Source organism: Agromyces sp. 3263, assembly GCF_031456545.1.
Classification (GTDB): domain Bacteria; phylum Actinomycetota; class Actinomycetes; order Actinomycetales; family Microbacteriaceae; genus Agromyces.
The window spans coordinates 853,592-877,643 of the sequence record NZ_JAVDUV010000001.1; the positions used below are offsets into that span (position 1 = coordinate 853,592).

The window sequence follows — 24,052 nt, forward strand, 5'->3', positions numbered from 1 at the left end:
ACGTCACTTCTCGAGCGACGCGATCCACTTCCTCATCGCACCGACCGAGATGCCGTGCTTCATGTGCCCCTTGCCGAGGCCTGCGGCGGCGATGATCTGCTCGGCGGAGCATCCGCCCGTCTCGTCGAGGGTGTACCGGACCGCGCCGGTCGCGTCGACGAAGCCGGCCTCGCTGGTCGACCAGGAGTGGTTGGGCTTCAGCTCGCCCCGGTTGTGGTCGCGCTTCGGCTTGGCCGGGTGATCGTCGGGCTCGGCCTCGGCGTTGGGCTTGGCGTTGGGCTTGGCCTTGGCCTTAGCGGAGTCGCCCTCGAGCTTGAGGTCGGCCGGACCCGCGGTGAACGTGGTGCCGGCGCACACGTCGGATGCGTCGGACACGCCGTCGCCGTCGGCGTCGGCGTCGGCGTCGCCCTGGCCCGACGCGCCCGCCACGACGACGCGGAACGCGAGACCGTCACTCGTGACGACCTGCTCGGCGTGGGCAGGCGCCGTGACGCCCAGGGTGAGGATGGCGGCCACGGCGACGCCGAGGGTGACACCGACTCTGGAGCTGCGGGCGCGTCGCATGATCGTGGCACTCCGTCCGACGACCCTCGGGTGGGCCGACACACGCAGGGTACGCCCGATCGCCCGAGGCCGCGTTCCCCCGAACGCGGCTCACGCGCGACCGGAACGCTCGCCGTCGATCAGGTCGCCGACGACGCCGGGGCGTATCTCGCGGCGATGATGCCCGAGGCGGATGCCTCCACGCCGAGCAGCCGTAGACCGACCGGATGCGGCGTGGTCAGCCGCTGCCCCTCGGTGCCGACCAGGAACGGGTGGATGCCGGCGCGGATCTCGTCGACCAGGCCGGCGTCGACGAGCGTGGCCGCCAGCCCGCCGTAGCCGTGCGAGATGATCGACCCGTACCGCTCGCGCAGCCCGCGCACCGCCTCGGCGACGTCGCCCTCGATGAGGGTGGCGTTCCAGTCGAGCGGACCGGTGAGCGTCGTCGATGCGACGTACTTGGGCAGCGCGTTGTAGTGCGCCGCGAAGCCGCGGTCATCGGTCTGCTTCGGCCAGTACTCGCGGAAGAACTCGTAGCTCTCGCGACCGAGCAGCACCGCGTCGGCGCCGAAGACGAGCTCGTCGGAGGCCCGCTGCAGCCCCGGATCGTTCTCGTCGAACCAGTGCTCCATCTGGTCGAACACCCCGTCGAGCGTCATTTCGAATGAGATCGTCACGGTTCCCATGCGGTCCAGCCTGCCGCGTCGGGCTCCGGATGTCACGGGGTGCCGGTGATCGCCTCGACCACCGCGGGCCACGCCGCCGGGGGCAGCTCGTGCCCGCCGCCGGGGATCGTCACGAGCCGGGCCCCGCGGATGTCGCGCGCCAGCGCCTCCCCGTTGCCGAGCGGGAACACGGGGTCGGCCGTGCCGTGCACCACCGTGGTCGGCACCCGGATCTCGCCAAGGCGCTCCCGCCAGCGCGGAGCCTCCTCGATGACATCCGGCCCGCCCTCGTCGCGGTGCATGCCGGGCGACCGGCCCACCGTGTCGGTCCAGATCGCGCGGTCGTGCGCCTCATCGAACTCGTCGCCGGCGTAGTCGCGGTCGACGTCGACGTGGTGCTGGATCACCGCGTCGGGGTCGCTCCAGTCGGGCTCCGGCAGCGGGTTCGCCCACGCCTCCCGCATGCGGGCGGTCGCGCCGGGCAGGTCGGGATCGGCCTCGAACATCGTCGGGCTCGTGGACACCAAGGTGAGCGCTCCAACCCGGTCGGGGTGATCGAGCGCAGCCAGTTGCGCGATCCACCCGCCCGCGGAGAACCCGACCCAGTGCGCGTCGGGCGCGGCGACGGCGGCGAGCACCGCGAGCGCATCGTCGACGGCGACCGGCAGTCCGTCGCGTCGCGTGCCCGGCGGACCCAGCGTCGTCTCCCCCATGCCGCGCTGGTCGTATCGCACCACGCGGAACCCACGATCGGCGATCAGCTCGCAGAACTCGGGCCGCCACCAGTCCATCGACGATTCGCCCCCGGCGACGAGCAGGACGACGGGGTGCCCCGGCTCGCCGATCGCCTCGGCCGCGATCACGGCGCCGTCGGGTCGCTCCACCCGCAGCGCTCGCACGTCAGCTCGCGACATCGTCGAACACCACCCGCGCCTCGAGGCCGAGGAAGTCGCCGTAGCGCTCGGCGGCATCCCGGATCGCCGACGTCTCGCGCGTGGCCAGCACTCGGTGCGCGCGCAAGGAGAATGTGACCGCCTTCGCGGTGACCGTGCGCTTCATGCCGGCGACGAGCTGCCCGCCGACGAGCGCCATGCCGATCGCGGCCTCGCGGGCGCGCGGCACGACCCCATCGGCGTCGAGCACCCACCGCGAGTCCTGGTAGCCGCGGTACATCTCGTCGAGCACCTGCAGCAGGTGACCGGCCGGCGATGCGGATGCCGGGGCGTCACCTGGCGCGTGCCAGAACGTGCGCCCATCGTGCTCGAAGGAGGCGAGCCGGTCGGATGCCGCGGCGATCCCGCGACGGACGTCGGTCACGGTGAGCGTGGCCCAGTACGCGAGGTCGCGCTCGGTCGCCGGCCCATGCGAGGTGAAGTAGCGCAGGGCGATCTCGGCGAGCGCGTCGTCGCGGTCGAGGCGCCTCGGCGTCGGCACGCGATCGGCGAAGAGCGCGTAGGTGTGCTCGCCGTCGCGCGGCACTCCGCTGCACACCAGGCCGAGCACCTCGAGGCGTCCGAGCAGCAGCATGAGCTGCTGGCCGGTGAGCTCGTCGCCGCGCTCGGCCAGCGCGGCCGCCAGATCGCTTCGTGTACGGTCGGGCGACTCGGCGAGCATCGCCTCGACGGCGTCGTCGAGTGCGGGCAGCCGATCGGCCAGCGGCTGCAGCTGCTGCGCGAAGACCGGCATCACCCGCGGCGCGGTGAGCTCCTGCAGCCACTGCGCGTCGTCGGCGTGCACGTAGTGCCAGGTCGAGCGCAGCACGTGGATGCGCAGGACGCGCCCGTCGGCGAGGGCCTCGGCGAGGTCGTCCTGGCCGGGCGAGGTGGTGCGGGTCGCCACGGCCCAGGCCGACTGCGACGGGTTCTCCGCCTGCACCGCCACCAACGAGCGCACCACCTCCTCGGCCCTCTCGGCGGGTGCGGCGAGCAGTTGCGAGTGCAGCCGCCACCGGGCGATGTCGCGGTCGGTGATCACCCTTGCAGCGTATGGGGCGCCGGCGTCGCGCGACCAGCGCTCTCGCCCCGCCGGATGCGCTCCAGCACGTCCTCCCGCTCCCGCGTGTCTAGAGCGACGCCGTCTCGAGATGGGGGGCGCCGTGGCTCAGCACCTTGACGACGAGGTTGTGCCGCTGGAGAGTGCGGATCGTGCGAGCGACCTCCTCCGACGTGCTCCCGAGCGCACGCTCGTTCGCCACCACGAGCACGTCGCCGGCGCGCAGCGTCTCGAACAGCAGGCCGAACCGCTGCTCCCACGTCATCGTGCCCTCGGGCGCGGGGTGCTTGAAGTCGAGGATCGCCACGCCGAACGCGGCGAGGTCGTTGCGCTGCTGCACGACCGACGGCATGTCGTCGCGCGCGACCACCAGCCCGACGAGCCGCGAGCCCTCGGGCCGGGCCTTCCACCAGTCGCGGTTGCGCTGCAGCTCCTCGAAGCACTCGGGGCAGCCGATCGCGTGGTGGCCGGGGCCGTGCGGCGTGGTCGCCGCGGCCCGGCCGGGCGGGGTCGCCGCCGTCGTCGCATCCGTCACTGCAGCATCCGTCGTCGCGTCCGTCGTCAGCTCGCTCATGTGTCAGGCCCTTCCACGTCTCCTTCCATTCTCCCGGAATGCAGCGTCGTCGGCCACGTCACCGCGGCCGGCGGCCGGCGCGACCCGCGCGACCGGCGCGACCCGGAATGCCGCTCACCCGAACGTGAAGCAGTACGCCTCCGCGCCCGCCTCGAGGAACTCGATCTCGAAGACCCGCTCCTCGATCGGCCCCGACTGCCGGACCAGCTGGTAGGTGTTCTGGTCGCGCACCACGCCCCGGCCGTCGGCATCCACGTCGGTGCCGTTCGCCCCGCCGAGGTCCCTCCCGTCGAGCCGCACCCGGAACGGGATCGACCCACCCACGATCGCCGGTCCCATCACCAGGTTCACGTCGCGCGCCTGGAACGCGAACGAGATGCGCCCGCCCGCCTGGTTGAGCACCGCGGCGTGCTGCGCCTGGGTCCAGACGCCGGTGAGGGTCCACGCGTTGAGCGGCAGGCCGTCGGCCCCCTCGTAGTCGTGCGGACGGTCGTAGAGCGCGGCGTCCTCCGCGAGGAATCCGCTGCTCTGGCCGTAGCCGAGGTAGGTCTCGGGCGATCGCAGCGAACGCCAGTCGGCGGCCACCTCGAGCCCCTGCGGGTCGACCATGACGAGGTCCATGTCGACGCCCTCAGCGCCTGCCTCGACGAGGAGCTGCTGGATCACCATCTCGGTGCGGGCGTACTCGCCCTCGCCGAAGTGGTGGTAGCGCAGGCGGCCCTCGGCGTCGGCGAGGTAGACGGCGGGCCAGTAGTGGTTCGCGAACTCGTTCCAGACGCCGTAGTCGCTGTCGACGGCGATCGGGTACTGCACGCCGAGTGCGCCCGACTGCGCGATGACGTTGCGCAGTTCGTGCTCGAAGCCGAACTCGGGCGTGTGCACGCCGACGATCGTCAGCCCGGCGTCCGCGTACTTCTCCGCCCATGCCTTCAGGTACGGGAACGTGCGCAACCAGTTGACGCACGTGTACGTCCAGAAGTCGACGAGCACCACGCGGCCGCGCAGGCCCGCCGGCGTGAGCGGCTCGGAGTTCAGCCAGCTCGTCGCCCGGTCGAACGACGGGAGGCGGCCCTCGTCGGGGAGCACCTCCCGATCCCCCGCGAGGCGGTGCGCGAGCGAGCGGAACAGGCCGCCACGGCCCTCCCTCATGACGGTCGCGGCGACCGCCTCCTCATTCTCGATGTGATCGGACATCTGTTCCTCCAGTCGTCTGGGGCGCGGTGGTGGCGCGGTCGGCGGCCAACCCCGCCGCATCCGCGATCGCGGACGCGAACGCCTCGGGCGCCTCCTGCGGCAGGTTGTGCCCGACGCCCCCGGTGATCAGCCGGTGCTCGTACGGCCCGGTGAACCGGCCGGCGTACGACTCGGGTTGCGGATGCGGCGCACCGTTCGCGTCGCCCTCCATGGTGATGGTCGGCACGGCGATCGACGGCGTGGCGGCCAGCCGTCGTTCGACGTCGTCGTAGCGCGACTCGCCCTCGGCGAGTCCCAGCCGCCAGCGGTAGTTGTGGATCACGATGGCGACATGGTCGGGGTTGTCGAAGGATGCCGCGCTGCGCGCGAACGTCGCGTCGTCGAAGCTCCACCGCGGTGAGGCCGTGTGCCAGATGAGGCGCGCGAAGTCGTCGCGGTACTGGTCGTAGCCGTCGCGCCCCCGCTCGGTGGCGAAGTAGAACTGGTACCACCACGAGAGCTCGGCCGCCGGCGGCAGCGGCCGGCGGTTGACCGCCGGGTCGCCGATCAGGTAGCCGCTCACGGCCACGAGAGCACGGGTCCGCTCGGGCCAGAGCGCCGCCACGATGTCCGCCGATCGCGCACCCCAATCGAAGCCGCCGACGACCGCCTGGTCGATGCCGAGCGCGTCGAGCAGGGCGACGGCGTCGAACGCCAGGGCGGCCTGCTGGCCGTTCCTGGGTGCATCGTCATCGAGGAACCGCGTGGAGCCGTACCCCCTGAGGTGCGGCACGATCACGCGGAACCCCTGCTCGGCGAGCAGCCCCGAGGCATCCAGGTAGCTGTGGATGTCGTACGGCCACCCGTGCAGCAGCAGCACCGCCGGGCCGTCCGACGGCCCCACCTCGGCGTAGCCCACGCTCAGGGCACCGGCGTCCACCTGCCGGATGCTCGCGAACGATCCCGTGTCAGCCATGCCGGATCACCGCAGCGACCGGAACGCGGCGCGCATCTCCTGCGAGAACGACTCGGGCTGCTCCCACGCCGCGAAGTGGCCGCCACGCTCGAGGCGGTTGAAGTGGATCAGGTTCGGATACGCCTGCCTCGCCCAGCTGCGCGGTGCGGCGTAGATCTCCTCGGGGAACACGCTCACCGCGACCGGCAGCTTCACGCCCTTGGGCGCGAAGAAGGGGAGCTTGCTCTCCCAGTACAGCCGCGCCGACGAGACCGCCGTGTTCGTGAGCCAGTAGAGCGTCACGTTGTCGAGGATGTCATCGGCGGTCAGTCCCTCGGATGCCCCGTCGAACACCCGCGCGATCAGGTCGTAGCTGCGGGCGTCGTGGTCGAGCATCCACGCGGCGAGGCCCACCGGCGAGTCCGCGATCCCGTACAGGGTCTGCGGACGGTTGCCCATCTCCTGCGCGTAGGCGAGGCCGTGCGCGTAGAAGAACGCGAGCTGGTCCCAGGCGCCGCGCTCCTCGGCCGAGAGGTCCTCGGGGGGCGCTTCGCCGTTCGTCAGCGCGCTCTGGATCGCGTCGGGAATGGTCGCCGGCATGTTGGTGTGGATGCCGACGAGCCCCTCGGGCTCGAGCAGGGCCATCTGCTCGGTCACGGCATTGCCCCAGTCGCCGCCCTGGGCGACGTAGCGGTCGTAGCCGAGGCGACGCATCAGCTCGATCCACGCGTGTGCGATGCGGATCGGGTCCCAGCCGGTCTCGGTGGGCTTGCCGGAGAAGCCGTGCCCGGGCAGCGACGGGATGACGAGGTCGAACGCGTCCTCGGCGCTCGCACCGTGCGCGGTGGGGTCGGTGAGCGGGCCGACGATCTTCAGCTGCTCGATGATCGACCCCGGCCATCCGTGGGTCACGATCATCGGCAGGGCACCCGGATGCTGCGAACGCACGTGGATGAAGTGGATGTCGACGCCGTCGATCTCGGTGACGAACTGCGGCAGCTCGTTGAGGCGTGCCTCAGCGGTGCGCCAGTCGTACGCCTCCCAGCGCCGGGCGAGCTCGGTCATGACGTCGAGCTGCACGCCCTGGGAGGTGTCGCTGACGATCTCCCGGTCGGGCCAGCGGGTCTCATGGATGCGGCGGCGCAGGTCCTCGAGATCGGAGTCGGGGAATGCGACGGTGAACGGGCGGATCGAGGTGTCGTCCTCGCGGTGCTCCGCGTCGGGGCGGGGTTCGGTGATGGTCATGGCGTACGTGCTCCTTCGGAGATGGTGGCGGCCGGTGCCGCACGTCGAGACTCCCGCGGCGCGCTCGCGAGGGCGTCCGTGGGCCTCGCCAATCCACGGCGGCTCCTCGCGCGAGTTGAGGGGAACCCCTCACTCCGCTCACTCCGCCGCACGACTACCCCATCCCGTTCCGGAGCGCGAACGCGGTCGCCTCGCTGCGCCGCGCCACGCCGATCTTGCGATAGAGGCTCGTGATGTGGCGTTCGACGGTGCGGTCGCTCAGCCACATCACGCCGGCGATCTCCTTGTTGCTGAGGCCCTGCGCGAGCAGCCCCAGCACCTCCATCTCGCGGCGGGTCAACGACGGCTGCGGCGAGGGATCGACGCCGCTGCCCTTCCCGTTCCCAGTTCCGTGCCGGTCGGATGCCACGGGCGAGGTGGTCGTGCCGGCACGACGCCACGACGCCGCATGCGCGGACTCGACCTCGGCGACCAGCCGCGAGGCATCCGCGATGCGACGGGAAATCGCGGCGAGCGAGGGTTCGGCATCCTCGACGAGCCCACGGAGGAGCTCGTTCTGGTGCGACAGCGCCGCCTCCGCCTCGAGGCGTGCAGCGTGCTCCCGGCGGATCCGCCGCGCGGTGTGCACGGCGATCGCGGCCTGGCTCACGGCCACGCGAAGGAGGTGCGTCTCCATCTCGTTGGGGAAGTCGGCGCGTCCGGCGGACACGAGCACCAGCCCGGTCTCCCACGGCAGCGCGATCGGCAGGCTCGCCACGCGCACCGTGCCGATCTCGTCCACCACGACCTCCGTCGCCGTCAGGCCCGGCGGCGGAACGGGGTCGGCCTCGAGCACCGCCCGCAGCTCGACCGCCATCCGGCCGCCCGTCGGCCGCCACGACTCGAGCGGTCGCCCGTCATCCTGCCCGTCGTCGAATCGTGCGTACGCACCGTCGAGCTGGAGGATGCCGAAGAGCACGCTGAGCAGGCCCGTGGCGATCTCGGGCGGCTCGTGGTCGACCCACATCGCGGGCAGGGCGAGGAGGGCGCCCAGGTCGCGGAGCCAACGGCGAGTGTCGACGGCCGAGCCGATCGGGGCGACCGGCGCAGGCGGGAACTCGCGGGCCGGACGTGCGGACGCGGTATCCATCTCGGCCCAGCCGCTCAGCTCACCGCTCGTGCGTCGCGCTCATCAAGGAACTCCGACGGCGGGATGAAGAACGGGTTCTCCTGGAGCATCCCGCCGATCAGCACCATCGGGTGCGTGCGCAGGATGTCGACGACGAAGGCCCCGTCGAACTTCGTCGCCTCGTATGAGCAGATCACGAGATGGTCGTGCTGGGCGTGGATGAAGTTCGCCCTCGCCTCGAACTCGATGAGCGCGTCGAGGTCGGCGCGGCCCGCGGCCCATCCCATGTCGCACAGCATGCGGATGCGCGGCGACCGCTGGGCGACGAGCACCTCGTCGAGCACGTCGAGCATCGCCGCCTGGTCGAAGCTGCCGCCCCTGAGGTACGTCTCCGTCCAGGTGCGCACCTCGGCCCGGTGGTCCTCGAGCAGGGCGCCGGCGTCGAAGCCGAGTCGGCGCAGCCGGTTGACCGGGGCAGCGGATGTCGCGGGGTCGACGAGGTAGAGCAGACGATCGCCCCGCTCCACCCCGTCGGCGATGAACGGGTCGAAGACCGGGTCCACCCATGGGGCGTCCACGAACGCGCACACATGACGGTACGGGTCGAGTACTCCCCCGGCGAACGTGACGGGCTCGCGGGCGCTCGGGAACTCAGGGGGCATGTCCGATCTTCCGTCCCAGGTGAACAACCGATATGTGGGAACAGCATGCTCCCTCGCGCCCGAAATGTCATCGCCCGAGATGGCGGGCCCGCCGAGCTGCGCGGTGAGATCAGGGGATTACCGCACGCTCTCGAGGAAGTTGCGCGTGCGCTGTCGTTGCGGACGGTCGAGGACCTGCTCGGGGTGACCCGCCTCGACGACCACGCCGCCATCCATGAACACCACCTGGTCGGCGACGCCTCGCGCGAAGCCGATCTCGTGCGTGACCACGATCATCGTCATGCCCTCCTTCGCGAGCTCCCGCATGACGTCGAGCACGTCGCCGACGAGTTCGGGGTCGAGGGCCGACGTGGGCTCGTCGAACAGCATGAGCTTCGGATCCATCGCGAGCGCCCGGGCGATCGCGACGCGCTGCTGCTGCCCTCCTGAGAGCTGGGCGGGATAGTGCGCGGCGAAGTCGGCGAGGCCCACCCGGTCGAGCAGGTCCTTCGCCCGTGTCCTGGCCTGCGTCCGGGGCACGCCTCCGATGCCGGTGGGGGCCTCGACGATGTTCTCGAGCGCGGTCATGTGCGGGAACAGGTTGAAGCGCTGGAACACCATTCCGATGTCTCGCCGCTGCCTGGCGATCTGCTTCGGCGTCATCTCGTGGATGGCATGTCCGGCCTGCCGGTACCCGATGAGCTCGCCGTCGACGATGATGCGGCCACCGTCGATGGTCTCGAGGTGGTTGATGCAGCGCAGCAGCGTGGACTTGCCGGAGCCCGAAGGTCCGAGCAGCACGGTGACGGTGCCCTCGGGCACGGCGAGCGACACGTCGCGCAGGACCTCGTGCGCTCCGAAGCTCTTGCGCACCCGGCGGATCTCGACGAGCGATCGTGTCGGCGTCGGCGTGGCGGAATCGGTGGTGGGAACGGTGATGCTCATACGACGCTGACCGCCTTCGTCTCGGGGGCCGGCGATGGGCCCGGCCGGCGGGCGGCGAATGCACGGCGCATCCGCTGCAGTGGGGTGGGCGGCAGGTTGCGCGAGGTGCCGCGACCGTACCGGCGTTCCAGGTAGTACTGCGGGATCGAGAGCACGCTGGTCATGAACAGGTACCAGAGGCTCGCGACGATCAGCAGCTCGACCTGCTTGAGGTTCTGCGACGAGATCACCGTGGCCTGCGTGTAGATCTCCAGTACGGCGATCACCGACAGCAGCGACGTGTTCTTCAGCATCGAGATGGTCTCGTTGCCCATCGGGGGGATGATGACGCGCATGGCCTGCGGCAGCAGCACCCGACGGAACGTGTAGAGCGGCGACATGCCGAGCGAGTACGCCGCCTCGTGCTGGCCCTCGTCGACCGACACCATGCCGGCGCGCACGATCTCGGACGAGTACGCCGCCTGGTTCAGCGTGAGGGCGAGCAGGCCCGCGACGAATGCGCTGATGAGCTCATTCGTGTTCACCTGCCAGAACACGACGTCGGTGAACGGGACGCCGACGCTGAGCTTCGCGTAGAGCAGCCCGAGATAGCCCCAGAGCACGATCTGCACGAGCAGCGGCGTGCCGCGGAAGACCCAGACGTAGCACCACGCCACCGTCGACAGCACGGGGTTGGACGAGAGCCGCATCGCCGCGATGACGATCGCGAGCACCGTCGAGACGACCATCGCGATCACGGTGATGACCACGGTCAGCCAGACGCCCTCGAGGATCCTCGGGTCGAAGAGGAACTCCCCGATGGCGGCGAAGTCGATGTTGGGGTTGGTCAGCACCGAGAAGGCGAACGCCGCCACGAGGAGCAGCACCACGGCGGCGCTGATCCACCGCCACGGCCGACGCAGCGGGATCGCCACGACGTCGTCATCCGTGGCATCCGGTGCCGGGGCGTTCGCGGACGGGCCGGCCAGCAGACTCTGGCCCTGCCCGTGACCCCGGCCGTCGCCCCGGCCCTGCAGCGTCATTGCGCCGATCCCTGGTTCACCGCGGCCGACTCCACCGCGTACGCGCCGATGTTGTTGCGCTCGAGCACCTGCTGGTACGTGCCCTCGTCGATGAGCGCCTGGAGCGCCTGCCGGATCGCGTCGACGAGCTCGGTGTCTCCCTTGAGGATGCCGATGCCGCTGTAGACCGGGTCGAACCCGGCCGGATTCTCGGGGTCGCGCACCACGTCGAAGGCCTTCCCGTCGTCGGTCGTCGCCGCGACGTACTCGGCGACCACCGCATCGGCGACGTACGCGTCGCTCTTGCCCGCGCGCAGTGCGGTCTGTGCGTCGAGATCGGAGGGCAGCTCCGTCACGGTGACCGGGTCGGCGCCGCAGTCCATCGCACGCAGCAGCTCGCCCTGCACGGTGGCCTTCTGCACCGACACCGTCATGCCGCAGAGGTCCGTCTGCGTCGACACGTCCTTCGGATTGCCCGCCGGCACGAGGATGGCGAAGCCCCCGTGCGTGTAGTCGACGAAGCTCAGGGTCTCCTCGCGCTCGGGGGTGTCGTTCATGCCGCTCATGATGAGGTCGTTGTTGCCCGCCTGAAGCGACGGGATCACCGTGTCGAACGCCTGCTTGTTGAGCGACACGTCGATGTCGAGCTTCTGGCCGAGCAGCCGGCCGAGCTCCGGGTCGAACCCGATGGCGCGATTCTGGTCGTCGTACATCGCCATCGGCGGGAAGGGGATGTCGACGGCGACGTCGATCCGGCCCTTGTCGACGATCTCCTCGGGCAGCAGTGCCGCGAGCGCCGGGTCGGCGGTCGTCGAGACCTCGTCGCCGACGGGCAGGTCAGGGCCGGATGCCGCGGCGGCGTCGTCTCCCGAGCCGCCGACGCCGGAGCATCCGGTGAGCATCAGCGCGGCGGCGACCGCCGTGGCGCTGAGGAGCGGGGTGGTGGTGCGAGCGATCATGGGGTGACTTCCTTGTCGTGGGGTGATCGGGTCGTGGTCGGGACGGCCGCGCCGTGGTCGGTTCGGCGCCCGGGTCTCAGGCGAGGGCATGCGCCATGGCGGGCGCATGCGTGGCGAGCAGGTCGTCATAGGTCTCGCGGCGGGTCACGAGGCGCGCGTCGCCGTCGCTGACGAAGACGATCGCCGGCTTGAGGGCGCCGTTGTAGTTGTTCGACATCGTGTAGGCATAGGCGCCGGTGCCGGTCATCACGACGAGGTCGCCGACCCGCGCCGGCGGCATGCCCGCGCCGTCGACGAGCAGGTCGCCCGATTCGCACTGGCGCCCGACGAGCTGCACCGTCTCGGTCCATGGCTCGAGGAGGCGGTCGGCGATGATCGCCTCGTAGCGCTGGTGAGTGAGCGCGATGTCCATCTGGTCGGCCAGGCCGCCGTCCACGGCGACGAACGTGCGCCCGGTGCGCTTGACGGTCGTCACCCGGTAGAGCGTCACTCCCGCCCGGGCCACGATCGACCGGCCGGGTTCGATCATGAGCCTGGCGTCGGCGGGCAGGTGTTCGCGTGCCGCCGCGACGATCGCATCGAGGTAGGAGTCCACCGTCGGCGCCTCCTCCGCGTAGGTGTAGCTCACGCCGAGCCCGCCGCCCACGTCGTAGGTGGCGAACGTGCCGACGGTCGAGATCTTCGCGACGGCCTCGGCGAATTGTGCGGTGTCCAGGATCTGCGAGCCGATGTGCAGGTGCACGCCCTCGAACACCATCAGGGGATGCGCCTGCATGCGGGTGATGGCGCGCTCGGCCTGCTCGATCGGCAATCCGAACTTCGAATTGAGGCCGCCCGTGGCCTGGGATGCGTGCGTCTTCGCCTCGACACCTGGGATGACGCGCAGCAGGAGGCGCTGCGGCCGTTCGAGCAGCCGCTCGAGCCGGTCGAGCTCGTCGTCGTTGTCGACGATGATCGTGCCGATCCCCGCGTCGAGGGCCATTCGCAGCTCCGCGTCGGTCTTGGCGTTGCCATGGAAGAAGATCCGGGCCGGGTCGACTCCGGCGGCGAGCGCGAGCCGCAGTTCGCCACCGCCGGCGATGTCGACCGCGAGGCCCTCCTCGTGTGCGACGCGATACATGCCGACCGCGGGCAGCGACTTCGACGCGAACAGCACGTCGGAGTTCGGCCAGCGTTCATGGAGCCCGTCGACGAAGCGCCGGACCTGCCGCCGCAGCCCTGCTTCGTCGTAGACGTGCAAGGGCGTGCCGAACCGCTCGGCGAGTTCGGTGACGGCGACGCCGCCGATCTCGAGCACCCCGTCGTCGTTCGCGGTCGCCTCCTCCGGCAGGATTCGCCAGAGCTCGCCGAGGCGGGTGCCGTCGGGTGCGGGCCGGGTCGGGGTCATCGTTCCTCCTCCGTCGACCGCGTCCACGCCGTCGACGTCGGCCAGCCTAGGGAGGGCACCATCACCGATGGTGAGAGATTTCGGATAGCTTTGGCGCATGGATGCAGTGATTCCTCCAACCGATGGGGCGAGGCTGCTCGGACCGCGAGTCACCCTTGCGGAACTCGTCGAACAGCTCGGTCCGCGCACCATCACGCCGGTCGGGTCGTTCCGCGGCGCTGCACACGTCATCGGCACCGAGTTCCTCGACATCGCCGACGACGTTCCGGATGCCACGGGCACGCTGCTGCTCGCGCCGTCGACCGCCTCGCTCAGCACCGCACGGCTGGCCGCGGTCGCCGCGGGCGCAGCCGACCGCGGCGCGGCGGGCCTGGCCGTGAAGTGCAGCGCCGATCGGCTCCCCGCGCTGGCCGCCGTCAGCGAGTCGACCGGGCTCCCACTGCTCCGGGTCGCCGACCGCATCAGCTGGCGACTGCTCGACGCGCAGCTCACGCGCCTGCTCGGGGAGGCTGAGACGCCCCTCGCCGTTCCGCAGGATCGGGGGGCGGAACCCCTCTTCGCGCTCGCCAACGAGTTGGCGGAGTTCTTCGGCGGTTCCGTCGCGATCGAGGACCTCAGCCGCAACATCCTCGCCTACTCGTCGGTGCCCGGACAGCTCATCGACGCATTGCGTACCCACGGCATCCTCGCGCGGCAGGTTCCCGCGTCCCCGTACAACGACGACCAGTACCGCACCGTGCTGCGATCCGAAGGCGCCGTGAAGTACCCGCGCCTCGGCGCGGAGGAGCCGCGGGTGGCCGTGGCGATCCGGGCGGGCGCCCTGCCGCTCGGCAGCATCTGGGCGATCGACGCATCGGGCGAGGGTCCCGTCACACCCGAACAGGACGAGCGGATGCGTCGCGCGAGCGAGCTCGCCGGCGCGCATCTGCTCGACGACTTCCGTCTGCACGCGACGAACCAGCGTCCCCGAGAGGACCGCTTGCGCACCCTGCTGACCGGCATCGACCTGACCGGCACCGAGTTCGCCGAGCTCGGCATTCCTGAGGAACGCGGTGCGGCGCTGCTCGGGTTCGAGGTGCCGGGCGCCGGTCCCACCGCGATCGCGCAGTTGCGGTCCACGGTGATCCGGCACCTCGTGCTGCACCGGCCCGATGCCGTCGCCGTCGCGCACCGCGGGCGCGTCTACACGCTCTTCGCCGCCGGGAGCGTCGACGAAGCGGTCAGGGCGGCCGAACCGCTGCTCCCGCTCGTCGACCGGCTCGTCGGCGAGGGCAGCAGCGTGGCCGTCGCCGGACCCGTGCACCGCTCCGGGGAGGTCGCCGGCGCACGGGAACTCGCCGATCGCCTCCTCGGCGCCGCTGCACGCGGATCGAATCCCCGGATGCCGCGCATCGTCACCGCGGCCGGCGTCCGCCCCAGCCTCGTGGTCCAGCGCGTCGCCGAGCTGTTCGCCGCATCCGACGAGCTGCGCGACCCGGCGATCGACTCGCTGCGAGCCACGGTGGCGACACGGCCGATCGCCGACACCCTCCTCACCTGGCTCGAGTGCTTCGGCAACGTGGCGCAGACTGCGGAGCGTCTCGGCGTGCATCAGAACACGGTGCGACACCGTCTCGCACGAGCGACCGATGCGCACGGCATGCACCTCGAGACGCCGGACGAGCGTCTCGCCGTATGGCTCCAGCTCCGCGCCAGCGCGTGATCGCGAAGGGGTACGCTGATCAGGCTTCAGGCGCGCCCTGCCCGTGCCGCCAGCAGTCGGGAGACGCACGTGACGTTCCAACCGGTCGAGCGCCGCTGATGCCGGCTGAGACCGACGACCGGTCGATCCGTCGCATCGAGCTGACCCTGCACAAGCCGTGGTTCGCGCTCTACGGCGGCATTCGGCCCACCCTCGTCATCGCCGGACTCGGCCAGCCGGCCCAGTGGGGCATCGGCACGTGGCAGGTACCGGCCGACGAGACCGTGACGATCGGGGTGTACCTGTTCAACCGCATGTGGCGCTTCGGCCGCGCCGAGATCGCGCTGGCGCCGACCGACCCGCCGGCGCTCCGATACCGCGCACCGGCGCTGCCGTTCCTCCGAGGTCGCGTCCGCGTGCACGGCGGGTCATCGCTGTAGTCGCCCTCGGCCGCGCCGAGCGCGCAACCCGTGACCAACGGCGTCGGCGGCCGTAGGATGACGCCTGAGGATCCCGATGAAGTCATCGACCGCTGCGTTCTTCGACGAGCTGGGCCGGCGAGGGCATGAGCCCCTGCTGGAGCGGGTGCGTGCGACGGTGCGGTTCGACATCGGCGACGGGTCATCCGTCGACCATCGGGTCCTGCACCTCGACCGCGGCGACGTCCGCGTGACGTCGGAGGACGGCGAAGTGACCGCGGACTGCGTGGTCATCGTCGGCGAGGACCTCTTCGAGGAGATCGTGGGCGGTCGCACCGGGGCGATGGCGGCGTTCCTGCGCGGGGCGCTCATCGTCGAGGGGGACCCAGAGGTGCTCGTGCTCGTACAGCGGCTGTTCCCGGGGCATCCCAGAGGTACGGCGCAGCCGGCGCGCGTGACCAGCGCCGAAGCCGCCGACCTGGGCGAGGCCGACCGGGCCAGCGCCGACATCGCCGGCCGCGAGGCATCCGGAACCGGAGCAGCGCCGCCATGACCGACGATCTCGTGCGCATCCTCGACGGCAACACGTTCGTGGTCAGCGACGGGCGCGGCGACATCGAGGCGTCGCCCACCGACCCGACGGGGTTCTTCTCGTTCGACACGCGGTTCCTCTCGCGATGGGTGCTCACCATCGGCGGCGAGCGCCTGACGTCGCTGTCGACCGACGACCTGCACTACTTCGAGGCGAAGTTCTTCCTCGTCCCCGGCACGGGCACGGTGTACGTCGACGCGAACCTCACGGTCATCCGCCAGCGCGTCGTCGAGGGCGGATTCCGTGAGCAGCTGACGCTGCTGAACCATGACGAGCACGCGGTCGAGCTCGCGGTGCGCCTCGACGCCGGCAGCGACTTCGCCGACCTGTTCGAGGTGAAGGACGCGCTGCAGAAGAAGGGCACGACCGGGTCGCGGGTCGACGACGGCCGCCTCGTGCTGGCGTACCAGCGCGACACGTTCCTGCGCACGACGACCATCTCGTCGACCGAGCCGGCCGAGGTCGACGAACACGGCCTCGGCTTCACGGTGCGGATCGAACCGCACGGCACGTGGAGCACCGAGCTGCGCGTCGTGCCGACCCTGCTCGGACCCGACGGGCTGCCGATCGTCCCCCGGCCGGCGCGTGGCGCACCGCCCCTGCGGAACATGCTGCAGGACCTCGACGACTGGATCGGGCGCGCGCCGCGGCTGGTGTCCGACAACGACTCGCTCACCACGACGTACCACCGCAGCCTGGTCGACCTCGCGGCGCTGCGCTTCTCGCCGATCATCGCGGGCTCCCGCAGCCTCCCGGCGGCCGGCCTCCCCTGGTTCATGACGATGTTCGGCCGCGACAGCATCCTCACGAGCCTGCAGACCCTGCCCTTCGAGTCCGACCTGGCGGCCACGACCCTGCGGGTGCTCGGCACGTGGCAGGGCACGCGCGTCGACGACTTCCGCGACGAGGATCCGGGTCGCATCCTGCACGAGATGCGCTACGGCGAGATGACCGCCTTCGAGGAGCGCCCCCACTCCCCCTACTTCGGCAGCGCGGATGCGACGCCGTTGTTCGTCGTGCTCCTCGACGAGTACGAACGGTGGACCGGCGACGCCCAGCTCGTGCGCGACCTCGAGCAGGAGGCGCGCGCCGCGCTCGCCTGGATCGACACCTACGCCGACCTGCAGGGCAACGGCTACATCGCCTACCAGCGCCGCAACGTCGAGACCGGCCTCGAGAACCAGTGCTGGAAGGACTCGTGGGACTCGATCTCGTACCACGACGGACGTCTGCCGGGGTTCCCGCGCGCGACCTGCGAGCTGCAGGGCTACGCCTACGACGCGAAGCGGCGCGCGGCCCGCCTGGCCCGGCGGTTCTGGAACGATCCCGACTTCGCCGATGAGCTCGAAGCGGATGCCGCAGCGCTGAGGTCGCGCTTCAACCGGGACTTCTGGGTCGAGGACGGGCAGTACTTCGCCCTCGCGCTCGACCCCGACGGCGCGCAGGTCGACGTGCTGTCGTCGAACATCGGGCACCTGCTGTGGAGCGGCATCGTCGACGACGACAAGGCGCCCGCCATCGCCGGGCACCTGCTCGGGCCGCGCCTCTTCTCGGGATGGGGCGTGCGCACGCTCGCGGAGGGCGAGGCGCGCTACAACCCGATCGGCTACCACGTGGGGACCGTGTGGCCCTTCGACAACTCGTTCATCGCGTGGGGCCTGCGCCGCTACGGCTTCAAGGCCGAGGCCGCCCGCATCGCGGCCGGCATCCTCGAGGCGGCCGAGTTCTTCGCCGGCCGGCTGCCCGAGGCGTTCGGCGGCTACGAGCGCGAACTGACGCGGTATCCGGTACAGTACCCCACCGCGTGCAGCCCCCAGGCGTGGTCGACGGGGGCGCCGCTGCTGCTGCTCCGCACGATGCTCGGCCTCGAGCCGATGGACGAGCACCTCGTCGTCGACCCCGCCGTGCCCGTCGGCATCGGCCGCATCGAGCTGCTCGACATCCCGGGCCGGTGGGGCCGCATCGACGCGTTCGGGCGCGGGCTCGTCGACGTGGGACGCGACGCCTGAACCCGTGGCCTCAGAGGCCACGGCGTCGAGCCGAGCCAGCCACCGGCGGGTCGCGCCCGCGGGCGAACGCATGAGAATCCGGTGGATGGCCGCCGTGGGGCGGCCGTCGGTCGGATTCTCATGCGAAATCGCGGTGCAGCGGATGCCGCGGCGCGGCCGCATCCGCGGGGCGCAGGCGATGCGTCAGAGCGCTCCGGTCGCCGCCGTCTCGCGCACGGTGGGCGTTCCGTCGAACACGAGCAGCCGGTCGGCGAGCTTGTCGACGAAGAAGCGGTCGTGGGAGACGACGATGACCGCGCCGGGGAAGTGCGTCAGCGCGCGCTCCATCACCTGGGTCGACGTGATGTCCAGGTGGTTCGTCGGCTCGTCGAGCACGATGACCGCCGCACCCGAGAGCAGGCACTGCGCGATCGCGACACGGGCGCGCTGGCCGCCCGAGAGGGTGCCGATCTTCTGCTGCAGGTCGGCCTCGGAGAACTGCAGCATCGCCAAGAACCGGTTCACGCTCTTCTTCGTGGCCGTGAACGCGAGCGAGTCGGGGTACGCGTTCACCGCGTGGCCGACGGTGTCGTCGAGGTCGAGCGCGGCGTACACCGCGTTGTACGACACGAACCGGGCGCCCTTCGCCCAACGCACGGTGCCCACATCGGGCTCGGTCTCGCCGGTGAGCACGTCGAGCAGCGTCGACTTGCCCGAGCCGTTCGAGCCGAGCACCGCGACGCGGTCGCCGCGCTGCAGGTCGAACGACAGCCCCTCGAACAGCGGCGTGCCGTTGAAGCCCCTCGTCAGTCCGGTGACGGTCAGGAGGTCGTTCGAGACGCGCAGCCCCTCGTAGATCGACGTGATGATCTGGTCGATCGGGCGCGGCGCCTGCCGTTTCTTGATGTCGGCGAGCCGGCGCGCGACCGCGTTCGACGGGTTGCGGGCGGCCTCCCGACGTGCGGTGGACGCGGCCTGCTCGTAGGCGAGCAGCTCCTCCTCGTGCGCGAACTGGCGCTCGAGCATCTTCAGCCGCGACTGCTTCGCGTGCACGTACGCCGAGTAGTTTCCTTCATATTCCTGAAGTCGATGGTTCTCGATCTCGACGATGCGGTCGACGACGCCGTCGAGGAACTGCCGGTCGTGGGAGACCACGAGCACGGCGCCCGCGAAGCCGCCGAGCCACCCCTCGATCCAGCGCACGCCGTCGAGGTCGAGGAAGTTCGTCGGCTCGTCGAGCAGCAGCACGTCGGGCGCCTGCACGAGGATCTGCGCGAGGGCGGCGCGGTTGCGCCATCCGCCCGACAGACGGTCGACGGGCAGGTGCCGCCGCTCCTCGTCGAATCCGAGGCTCGTCAGCACGGTGTCGATGGTGTTCTCGTACGTCCAGCCGCCGACGTGGTCCATGCGCTCGAAGAGCTCGCCCTGCTCGACGAGCAACGCCGTCATCGCGGCATCCGTCATCGGCTCGGCCAGCGCGAGCCCGATCTCATCGAGGCGCGCCTGGGTCTCGTGCACGGCGGTGAAGTGAGCGCTCAGCGTCTCGTACGTCGACTGCTCGCCGTCGAGCTCGGAGAACTGCGAGAAGTACCCGATCGTGGTGCCGAGGGTCACGTCGACGGTGCCGGAGGTGGGCTCGCGCCGCCCGAGGACGAGCTCGAGGAACGTCGTCTTGCCCGTGCCGTTCTTGCCGATGAGCCCGATGCGGTCGCCTCGCCGCAGCTTGAGGAAGGCCTCCCGCAGCACCGGCCGGCCGTCGAAGTCCATGGTCACGTCGTTCAGGCGGATCAGGCTCACGAAAGGTCCTTGCGTTCGGAGGAGGGGGGTGTGGCGCGCGGGTGCGGATGACGCGAACGGCCAACTTTACCGGGCGACATCGGCGGCCTCGCTGGATGCCGGCGACCGCACGCCCACCCGCATGCACCGGACGCCCATCCGGAGGACGTAGGGTCGATGCACCGCCATCGTCGCCTCTCGAGAGGAGCCGCCTGCCATGAGCAGCGCCATCAGCAGCGAAACCGCCCTGGACGTCTTCGACCGTCGCGAGTCGGAGGTGCGCGGGTACGTCCGCGCGTTCCCGACCGTGTTCGACCGCGCCACCGGCTCCACCCTCGTCGACGCCGACGGCCGTGAGTACCTCGACTTCTTCGCCGGCGCGGGCGTGCTCAACTACGGGCACAACAACCCGGCGTTCACACGGGCGCTCATCGAGTACCTCGAGCGCGACGGCATCATCCACGGGCTCGACATGGCCACCTCGGCGAAGCGGGCGTTCATCGAGGCGTTCGAGCAGCTCGTGCTCGCCCCCCGCGGACTCGACCACAAGCTGCAGTTCACCGGGCCCACCGGCGCCAACGCCGTCGAGGCCGCGCTCAAGGTCGCACGCCAGGCGACCGGGCGCTCAACGGTGGTCGCGTTCACGAACGCGTTCCACGGCCTCAGCCTCGGCGCGCTCGCCGCGACGGGCAACAGCCACTACCGCGGCGCCGCGGGCACCGGGCTCGACGACATCGTGCGACTGCCCTACGACGGCTACCTCGGCGCCGGCGTCGACACGCTCGACCTGTTCGAGAAGATGCTCGACGACCCGGGCTCGGGCCTCGACCTGCCGGCGGCGGTCATCGTCGAGGCCGTGCAGGGCGAGGGCGGCATCAACGTGGCGAGCGCCGCGTGGCTGCAGCGCCTCCGCGCGATCACGGCCGAGCGCGGCATCCTGCTCATCCTCGACGAGATCCAGGCCGGCGTCGGCCGCACCGGCGCGTTCTTCGCGTTCGAGGAGTCGGGGATCGTGCCCGACATCGTGACGATCTCGAAGTCCATCTCGGGCTCGGGGCTGCCGATGTCGCTCGTGCTGCTACGACCCGAGGTCGACGTGTGGAAGCCCGGCCAGCACACCGGCACGTTCCGCGGCAACAACCTCGCCTTCGTGTCGGCGCGCGTCGCGCTCGAGACCTACTGGGCGGATGCCGCGTTCACCGACGCCGTCGCCGCGAAGTCCCGGATGCTGCGCACCGAGCTCGAGGCCATCGCCGCCGACCACCCCGCCCAGGCGTTCGTGGTGCGGGGCCGCGGCCTGATGTACGGCCTCGCCTGCGACGGCGACCGCACCCTGGCGGGACGCATCTCGAAGGAGGCGTTCACGCGCGGCCTCGTGATCGAGACGTCGGGCGCCCACGACGAGGTGCTGAAGTTCCTCCCGTCGCTCACGATCACCGAGGACGAGCTGGGCCGCGGCCTCGCCATCGTGCGCGAGAGTCTCGACGCGGCGCTCGCCGCCGGCTGAGTCAGGCCGTTCGGCGAGCGGATGCCGCGGCATCCGGTGCTCGCGGCCGGCTGAGTCAGGCGCCGCAGAGCCGGCGACGCACCCAGCCCGCCGCATCCGCCTGCGCCAGCTCACCCGAACGCACGAGCCGGACGAACTCGATCGCCTCGTCGCTGAGCCGTCCGTCTGCCGTGTCGGGCGCGTCCCGCAGCACCACGGTCGACAGCCAGCGGGTCATCCCGCCGCCCACGCGCGTCGCCACGGCGACCGTGCCGGCGAAGTGCCGCGCCTGCCCATCGGTCGCGTCGTCGAGCGACGGCCGGAAGCCTCGGCCGCGCAGGCGGTTGCTGCCGCCGCTCGCGGCATCCGTCAGCCAGAGCGGGCCGCGCCGCACGCCGCCCAACCGACCGAGCTCTGTCAGGAACCGCCGATTCGAGTGGCCGCGCCCCGCGAGGCGGTCGATCGATTCGGCGAGCGCGGCACAGGCATCCATCCCTTCACTGTAGGAGCAGTCGATCGCGGTGCTGGGCGACCCCGCCGTACGCCGGCGACCCCTCGTAGGCTGGGAGCATGCCCCGGTTGCAGGCGGACGCCGATCGCTCCCGGTGGGTGCCGGTCACCGAGTCCCTCGGACTCCGGGGCCGCCGGCATCGCCGGGCCGCGATCGGCATGCTGCTGCAGCAGGCGACGGGCGCGTTCGGAGCGCCGTCGCTGCCCGGCGGCGGCCTCAGCGCCTGGGCGATGAGCCAGGCCGTGCCGTTCCTCATGCGCCGGGCGGCCGGGCGCGTGCTCGCGTGGGTGTGGCGGGACGACCCCGAGCTGGTCGTCGTGGTCGCGCAGGTGCAGCAGGCCACGCCGCAGGTCCGGCTGGCTCGCTCAGCGATACCGAAGCGGCCCGAGGACACCGAGGCCTTCCAGGGCACGTACCTGGGGCGTGGCGAGAAGATGACCGTGCCGCTGCCCGCCGACGGTCGCACCCCGCCGTTCGCCACGTACACCTGGGATCTCGGGCCGCACCTCGTCAGCGTCACGGCCGTGTGCAGTGACCGGGAGCGGTTCGGTACCGTCATCGGCGACGTCGACGCGCTCGCCCGCGGCATCCGCGTCGTCGACGACCTCATGATCGGCGACGCACCCACGGTGCTGCGGATCGATCCGGCCTGATTCGCCGATCACGCGGCCGGTTCGGCGGCCCGCCGCCCCGAACGCGGGCCTCGCCGAGCCCTCGGCACGCGCGTACCCTTGGCGGCGAAGCGGGGGGCCGAACAAGGGAGTCACCGATGGCCGAGCTCTCACCCATCCAGCCGTGCCTGTGGTTCGACCACCAGGCCCGTGAGGCGATGGAGTACTACGTCAGCGTGTTCCCGAACTCCCGCATCGACTCCATCGAGGAGTATCCCGACGAATCCCTCGACGAGCATTTCGCCGGCATGACCGGCAGGGTGCTGAGCGGACGCTTCACCCTCAACGGGGTGGAGTTCACCTGCCTCGACGGCGGACCGGTCTTCCGGTTCAACGAGTCGATCTCGTTCGTCGTGGCGTGCGCCGACCAGGCCGAGATCGACGACTACTGGTCGAAGCTGTCGCACGACCCCGAGTCGGAGCAGTGCGGCTGGTGTAAGGACCGGTTCGGCCTGAGCTGGCAGGTCGTCCCCGCGAACATGGGCGAACTGACGCGCCGGCCCGAGCAGATCCAGGTGATGATGCGGCAGAAGAAGATCGTGATCGCCGAGCTCGAGGACGCCTGAGCCGGCCGCGGACGCCCGACTGGCCGGGCACCCCGCCTCAACCGGGCAGCCGGCTGGCGGCGGCCCAGTCCTCGGGGTGTCGCGCCTGCTCACGCGTGAGCTCGGTGGCGCCGCCGCAGTTCGAGCAGACGACCGCGTACTGACGCGCGAACGTGAAGGTCGGGATGAAGAACAGCCAGAGCCGGCTGCCGACCTCGACGACCCGTTGCGGCGCCGGCATCCGGCAGTACTCGCAGATGAAGCGCAACGTGGCGAGTTGCCGCTCGCGGGGGAACACCCCGATGAACAGGAACATGCGTCGATCGTACGAACGGCCGGATGACGCGGCCACGGGCTTGCGCCGACGTCGCGGCTGCGCAACGCGGCCCGGCCCGGCCCGGCCTCAGAGCCCCTCGGCGATCTCCTTGATCGCGGCGAGGCGGCGGTCCCACTCGGCGCCGATCGCGTCGAGGCGTCGCGCGGTTGCGGTGAGCTCCGACCCGATCACGCGGTAGCGCACCTCGCGACCGACGCGCATTGGCTCGACCAGCCCGACCTCCTGCAGCACGGCGAGGTGCTTCGCGATCGCCTGGCGGGTGACGGGCAGGCGCCCGGCGAGGGCCGACGCCGACGCGTCGCCCTCGCCGAGTGCCGCCAGGATGCTCCACCGGGTCTCGTCGCCGAGTGCGGCGAACACGGGGACCAACGCCTGCATCGTCACGCCCCGCGCTCGAGGAGGGCGACGAGCTTGTCGAGCTCGTCGTTCCAGCCGCCGCGGTGGCTCTCCATGTTCGCGGCCGGGTCGGAGGTGGCCTCGAACCCGGTCTCGACCACGGTGAGCTGCGTGCCGTCGGCGGTGGGCTCGAGGGTGAACGTGAAGACGGTGGAGTGCTCGTCGACGTCGTCGGGCATGACGCCGCTCGCGTCGTCGTTGCCCCAGCGGTACGAGACGAGTCGCGGCTCGTCGAAGGCCTCGATGCGCAGCGGGACCGCGCCGTAGCCCTCGAACGTGAGGGTTCCGCGCGCGCCGACGCCGGCGCCGTCGATGACGGCCTTCCCGAACCACTGCGAGATGTGCTCGGGCTGCGTGACCGCCGACCAGACCTTCTCGATGGGGGCGGCGATGCGAATCGTGCGCCGGACGGTGAACTGGCCCTCGTCGACGACGGATGCCGGGTTGCTGGTCATGTGCTCC

26 protein-coding genes are annotated in these 24,052 nt (G+C 71.1%); 7 read left to right on the forward strand and 19 right to left on the reverse strand.

The window, feature by feature from the left end:
• Positions 1-3: 3 nt before the first annotated feature.
• The 14 genes from J2X63_RS03810 to lysA form a co-directional block, all read right to left on the reverse strand.
• Positions 4-564 carry a hypothetical protein gene (locus J2X63_RS03810; RefSeq protein WP_309974063.1) on the reverse strand — a complete coding sequence of 187 codons (561 nt, stop codon included), beginning with the start codon at positions 562-564 and terminating at the stop codon, positions 4-6.
• 119 nt (positions 565-683) lie between these two features.
• Positions 684-1,220, reverse strand: coding sequence for a dihydrofolate reductase family protein (locus J2X63_RS03815; RefSeq protein ID WP_309974065.1), 537 nt, complete (start codon positions 1,218-1,220; stop codon positions 684-686).
• A gap of 41 nt (positions 1,221-1,261) precedes the next feature.
• Positions 1,262-2,122 carry an alpha/beta hydrolase gene (locus tag J2X63_RS03820; RefSeq protein WP_309974067.1) on the reverse strand — a complete coding sequence of 287 codons (861 nt, stop codon included), beginning with the start codon at positions 2,120-2,122 and terminating at the stop codon, positions 1,262-1,264.
• A complete protein-coding gene (locus J2X63_RS03825) occupies positions 2,109-3,182 on the reverse strand; it encodes a winged helix DNA-binding domain-containing protein (RefSeq protein WP_309974069.1) in 1,074 nt (357 codons plus the stop codon). Before J2X63_RS03825 ends, J2X63_RS03820 begins: the two co-directional genes overlap by 14 nt.
• Positions 3,183-3,270: 88 nt before the next feature.
• The gene (locus tag J2X63_RS03830; RefSeq protein ID WP_309974072.1) at positions 3,271-3,774 is read right to left on the reverse strand and encodes a dehydrogenase; all 504 of its coding nucleotides are present in this window, start codon (positions 3,772-3,774) and stop codon (positions 3,271-3,273) included.
• Positions 3,775-3,888: 114 nt separating this feature from the next.
• Positions 3,889-4,968: a thioredoxin gene (locus J2X63_RS03835; protein ID WP_309974073.1), complete on the reverse strand. Its 1,080-nt coding sequence runs from the start codon at positions 4,966-4,968 to the stop codon at positions 3,889-3,891.
• Complete coding sequence (locus J2X63_RS03840) at positions 4,946-5,923, reverse strand: alpha/beta hydrolase (RefSeq protein ID WP_309974075.1); 978 nt, start codon at positions 5,921-5,923, stop codon at positions 4,946-4,948. Before J2X63_RS03840 ends, J2X63_RS03835 begins: the two co-directional genes overlap by 23 nt.
• A gap of 6 nt (positions 5,924-5,929) precedes the next feature.
• Complete coding sequence (locus tag J2X63_RS03845; protein WP_309974077.1) at positions 5,930-7,147, reverse strand: epoxide hydrolase; 1,218 nt, start codon at positions 7,145-7,147, stop codon at positions 5,930-5,932.
• A 154-nt stretch (positions 7,148-7,301) separates the two neighbouring features.
• Positions 7,302-8,276 carry a helix-turn-helix transcriptional regulator gene (locus tag J2X63_RS03850; protein ID WP_309974078.1) on the reverse strand — a complete coding sequence of 325 codons (975 nt, stop codon included), beginning with the start codon at positions 8,274-8,276 and terminating at the stop codon, positions 7,302-7,304.
• 14 nt (positions 8,277-8,290) lie between these two features.
• The gene (locus tag J2X63_RS03855) at positions 8,291-8,917 is read right to left on the reverse strand and encodes an MEDS domain-containing protein (RefSeq protein ID WP_309974080.1); all 627 of its coding nucleotides are present in this window, start codon (positions 8,915-8,917) and stop codon (positions 8,291-8,293) included.
• 117 nt (positions 8,918-9,034) lie between these two features.
• Positions 9,035-9,841, reverse strand: coding sequence for an amino acid ABC transporter ATP-binding protein (locus tag J2X63_RS03860; protein WP_309974082.1), 807 nt, complete (start codon positions 9,839-9,841; stop codon positions 9,035-9,037).
• The gene (locus J2X63_RS03865; RefSeq protein ID WP_309974085.1) at positions 9,838-10,863 is read right to left on the reverse strand and encodes an amino acid ABC transporter permease; all 1,026 of its coding nucleotides are present in this window, start codon (positions 10,861-10,863) and stop codon (positions 9,838-9,840) included. Before J2X63_RS03865 ends, J2X63_RS03860 begins: the two co-directional genes overlap by 4 nt.
• Positions 10,860-11,801: an ABC transporter substrate-binding protein gene (locus J2X63_RS03870; RefSeq protein ID WP_309974086.1), complete on the reverse strand. Its 942-nt coding sequence runs from the start codon at positions 11,799-11,801 to the stop codon at positions 10,860-10,862. Before J2X63_RS03870 ends, J2X63_RS03865 begins: the two co-directional genes overlap by 4 nt.
• A gap of 76 nt (positions 11,802-11,877) precedes the next feature.
• Positions 11,878-13,188 (reverse strand): diaminopimelate decarboxylase, encoded by a 1,311-nt coding sequence (lysA, locus tag J2X63_RS03875; protein ID WP_309974088.1) that lies wholly within the window; start codon positions 13,186-13,188, stop codon positions 11,878-11,880.
• Between the two features lie 97 nt (positions 13,189-13,285).
• On the opposite strand from lysA, the gene J2X63_RS03880 reads away from it, so the two are divergent.
• From J2X63_RS03880 to J2X63_RS03895, 4 genes are all read left to right on the forward strand, one after another.
• Complete coding sequence (locus J2X63_RS03880; RefSeq protein ID WP_309974091.1) at positions 13,286-14,890, forward strand: helix-turn-helix domain-containing protein; 1,605 nt, start codon at positions 13,286-13,288, stop codon at positions 14,888-14,890.
• A 98-nt stretch (positions 14,891-14,988) separates the two neighbouring features.
• Entirely contained in the window at positions 14,989-15,309 is a 321-nt protein-coding gene (locus J2X63_RS03885; RefSeq protein WP_309974093.1) for a hypothetical protein, read from the forward strand.
• A gap of 76 nt (positions 15,310-15,385) precedes the next feature.
• The gene (locus J2X63_RS03890; protein WP_309974096.1) at positions 15,386-15,841 is read left to right on the forward strand and encodes an SCP2 sterol-binding domain-containing protein; all 456 of its coding nucleotides are present in this window, start codon (positions 15,386-15,388) and stop codon (positions 15,839-15,841) included.
• Entirely contained in the window at positions 15,838-17,889 is a 2,052-nt protein-coding gene (locus J2X63_RS03895; protein ID WP_309974098.1) for a glycogen debranching N-terminal domain-containing protein, read from the forward strand. The genes J2X63_RS03890 and J2X63_RS03895 overlap by 4 nt, the downstream gene beginning before the upstream one ends.
• Before the next feature lie 183 nt (positions 17,890-18,072).
• Here the strand turns inward: J2X63_RS03895 and J2X63_RS03900 are convergent, their stop codons facing one another.
• On the reverse strand, positions 18,073-19,665 hold the full coding sequence (locus J2X63_RS03900) for an ABC-F family ATP-binding cassette domain-containing protein (protein ID WP_309974100.1): 1,593 nt from the start codon (positions 19,663-19,665) through the stop codon (positions 18,073-18,075).
• Between the two features lie 196 nt (positions 19,666-19,861).
• Between J2X63_RS03900 and ectB the strand changes: the two genes are divergently transcribed.
• Positions 19,862-21,151, forward strand: a complete 1,290-nt coding sequence (ectB, locus tag J2X63_RS03905) for a diaminobutyrate--2-oxoglutarate transaminase (protein ID WP_309974102.1) — start codon at positions 19,862-19,864, stop codon at positions 21,149-21,151.
• Positions 21,152-21,206: 55 nt separating this feature from the next.
• Here the strand turns inward: ectB and J2X63_RS03910 are convergent, their stop codons facing one another.
• Positions 21,207-21,623: a hypothetical protein gene (locus tag J2X63_RS03910; protein WP_309974105.1), complete on the reverse strand. Its 417-nt coding sequence runs from the start codon at positions 21,621-21,623 to the stop codon at positions 21,207-21,209.
• Between the two features lie 77 nt (positions 21,624-21,700).
• On the opposite strand from J2X63_RS03910, the gene J2X63_RS03915 reads away from it, so the two are divergent.
• Entirely contained in the window at positions 21,701-22,294 is a 594-nt protein-coding gene (locus J2X63_RS03915; protein ID WP_309974107.1) for a hypothetical protein, read from the forward strand.
• Between the two features lie 116 nt (positions 22,295-22,410).
• Complete coding sequence (locus tag J2X63_RS03920) at positions 22,411-22,878, forward strand: VOC family protein (protein ID WP_309974109.1); 468 nt, start codon at positions 22,411-22,413, stop codon at positions 22,876-22,878.
• Between the two features lie 37 nt (positions 22,879-22,915).
• Here the strand turns inward: J2X63_RS03920 and J2X63_RS03925 are convergent, their stop codons facing one another.
• The 3 genes from J2X63_RS03925 to J2X63_RS03935 all read right to left on the reverse strand — a co-directional run bounded on the left by J2X63_RS03925 (position 22,916) and on the right by J2X63_RS03935 (position 24,045).
• Positions 22,916-23,173 (reverse strand): zinc-ribbon domain-containing protein, encoded by a 258-nt coding sequence (locus J2X63_RS03925; protein ID WP_309974111.1) that lies wholly within the window; start codon positions 23,171-23,173, stop codon positions 22,916-22,918.
• 87 nt (positions 23,174-23,260) lie between these two features.
• A complete protein-coding gene (locus J2X63_RS03930) occupies positions 23,261-23,572 on the reverse strand; it encodes a metalloregulator ArsR/SmtB family transcription factor (protein ID WP_309974114.1) in 312 nt (103 codons plus the stop codon).
• A gap of 2 nt (positions 23,573-23,574) precedes the next feature.
• Positions 23,575-24,045 (reverse strand): SRPBCC family protein, encoded by a 471-nt coding sequence (locus tag J2X63_RS03935; protein ID WP_309974116.1) that lies wholly within the window; start codon positions 24,043-24,045, stop codon positions 23,575-23,577.
• Positions 24,046-24,052 lie beyond the last annotated feature (7 nt).

Excerpts from the sequence above, each read along its gene's own strand:
- J2X63_RS03810 (WP_309974063.1), bottom strand. The coding sequence starts at position 564 with ATGCGACGCGCCCGCAGCTCCAGAGTCGGTGTCACCCTCGGCGTCGCC.
- J2X63_RS03820 (WP_309974067.1), bottom strand. The coding sequence starts at position 2,122 with ATGTCGCGAGCTGACGTGCGAGCGCTGCGGGTGGAGCGACCCGACGGC.
- J2X63_RS03830 (WP_309974072.1), bottom strand. The coding sequence starts at position 3,774 with ATGAGCGAGCTGACGACGGACGCGACGACGGATGCTGCAGTGACGGAT.
- J2X63_RS03835 (WP_309974073.1), bottom strand. The coding sequence starts at position 4,968 with ATGTCCGATCACATCGAGAATGAGGAGGCGGTCGCCGCGACCGTCATG.
- J2X63_RS03840 (WP_309974075.1), bottom strand. The coding sequence starts at position 5,923 with ATGGCTGACACGGGATCGTTCGCGAGCATCCGGCAGGTGGACGCCGGT.
- J2X63_RS03845 (WP_309974077.1), bottom strand. The coding sequence starts at position 7,147 with ATGACCATCACCGAACCCCGCCCCGACGCGGAGCACCGCGAGGACGAC.
- J2X63_RS03850 (WP_309974078.1), bottom strand. The coding sequence starts at position 8,276 with ATGGATACCGCGTCCGCACGTCCGGCCCGCGAGTTCCCGCCTGCGCCG.
- J2X63_RS03855 (WP_309974080.1), bottom strand. The coding sequence starts at position 8,917 with ATGCCCCCTGAGTTCCCGAGCGCCCGCGAGCCCGTCACGTTCGCCGGG.
- J2X63_RS03860 (WP_309974082.1), bottom strand. The coding sequence starts at position 9,841 with ATGAGCATCACCGTTCCCACCACCGATTCCGCCACGCCGACGCCGACA.
- J2X63_RS03865 (WP_309974085.1), bottom strand. The coding sequence starts at position 10,863 with ATGACGCTGCAGGGCCGGGGCGACGGCCGGGGTCACGGGCAGGGCCAG.
- J2X63_RS03870 (WP_309974086.1), bottom strand. The coding sequence starts at position 11,801 with ATGATCGCTCGCACCACCACCCCGCTCCTCAGCGCCACGGCGGTCGCC.
- lysA (WP_309974088.1), bottom strand. The coding sequence starts at position 13,188 with ATGACCCCGACCCGGCCCGCACCCGACGGCACCCGCCTCGGCGAGCTC.
- J2X63_RS03880 (WP_309974091.1), top strand. The coding sequence starts at position 13,286 with ATGGATGCAGTGATTCCTCCAACCGATGGGGCGAGGCTGCTCGGACCG.
- J2X63_RS03885 (WP_309974093.1), top strand. The coding sequence starts at position 14,989 with ATGCCGGCTGAGACCGACGACCGGTCGATCCGTCGCATCGAGCTGACC.
- J2X63_RS03890 (WP_309974096.1), top strand. The coding sequence starts at position 15,386 with ATGAAGTCATCGACCGCTGCGTTCTTCGACGAGCTGGGCCGGCGAGGG.
- J2X63_RS03895 (WP_309974098.1), top strand. The coding sequence starts at position 15,838 with ATGACCGACGATCTCGTGCGCATCCTCGACGGCAACACGTTCGTGGTC.
- ectB (WP_309974102.1), top strand. The coding sequence starts at position 19,862 with ATGAGCAGCGCCATCAGCAGCGAAACCGCCCTGGACGTCTTCGACCGT.
- J2X63_RS03910 (WP_309974105.1), bottom strand. The coding sequence starts at position 21,623 with ATGGATGCCTGTGCCGCGCTCGCCGAATCGATCGACCGCCTCGCGGGG.
- J2X63_RS03915 (WP_309974107.1), top strand. The coding sequence starts at position 21,701 with ATGCCCCGGTTGCAGGCGGACGCCGATCGCTCCCGGTGGGTGCCGGTC.
- J2X63_RS03920 (WP_309974109.1), top strand. The coding sequence starts at position 22,411 with ATGGCCGAGCTCTCACCCATCCAGCCGTGCCTGTGGTTCGACCACCAG.
- J2X63_RS03925 (WP_309974111.1), bottom strand. The coding sequence starts at position 23,173 with ATGTTCCTGTTCATCGGGGTGTTCCCCCGCGAGCGGCAACTCGCCACG.
- J2X63_RS03930 (WP_309974114.1), bottom strand. The coding sequence starts at position 23,572 with ATGCAGGCGTTGGTCCCCGTGTTCGCCGCACTCGGCGACGAGACCCGG.
- J2X63_RS03935 (WP_309974116.1), bottom strand. The coding sequence starts at position 24,045 with ATGACCAGCAACCCGGCATCCGTCGTCGACGAGGGCCAGTTCACCGTC.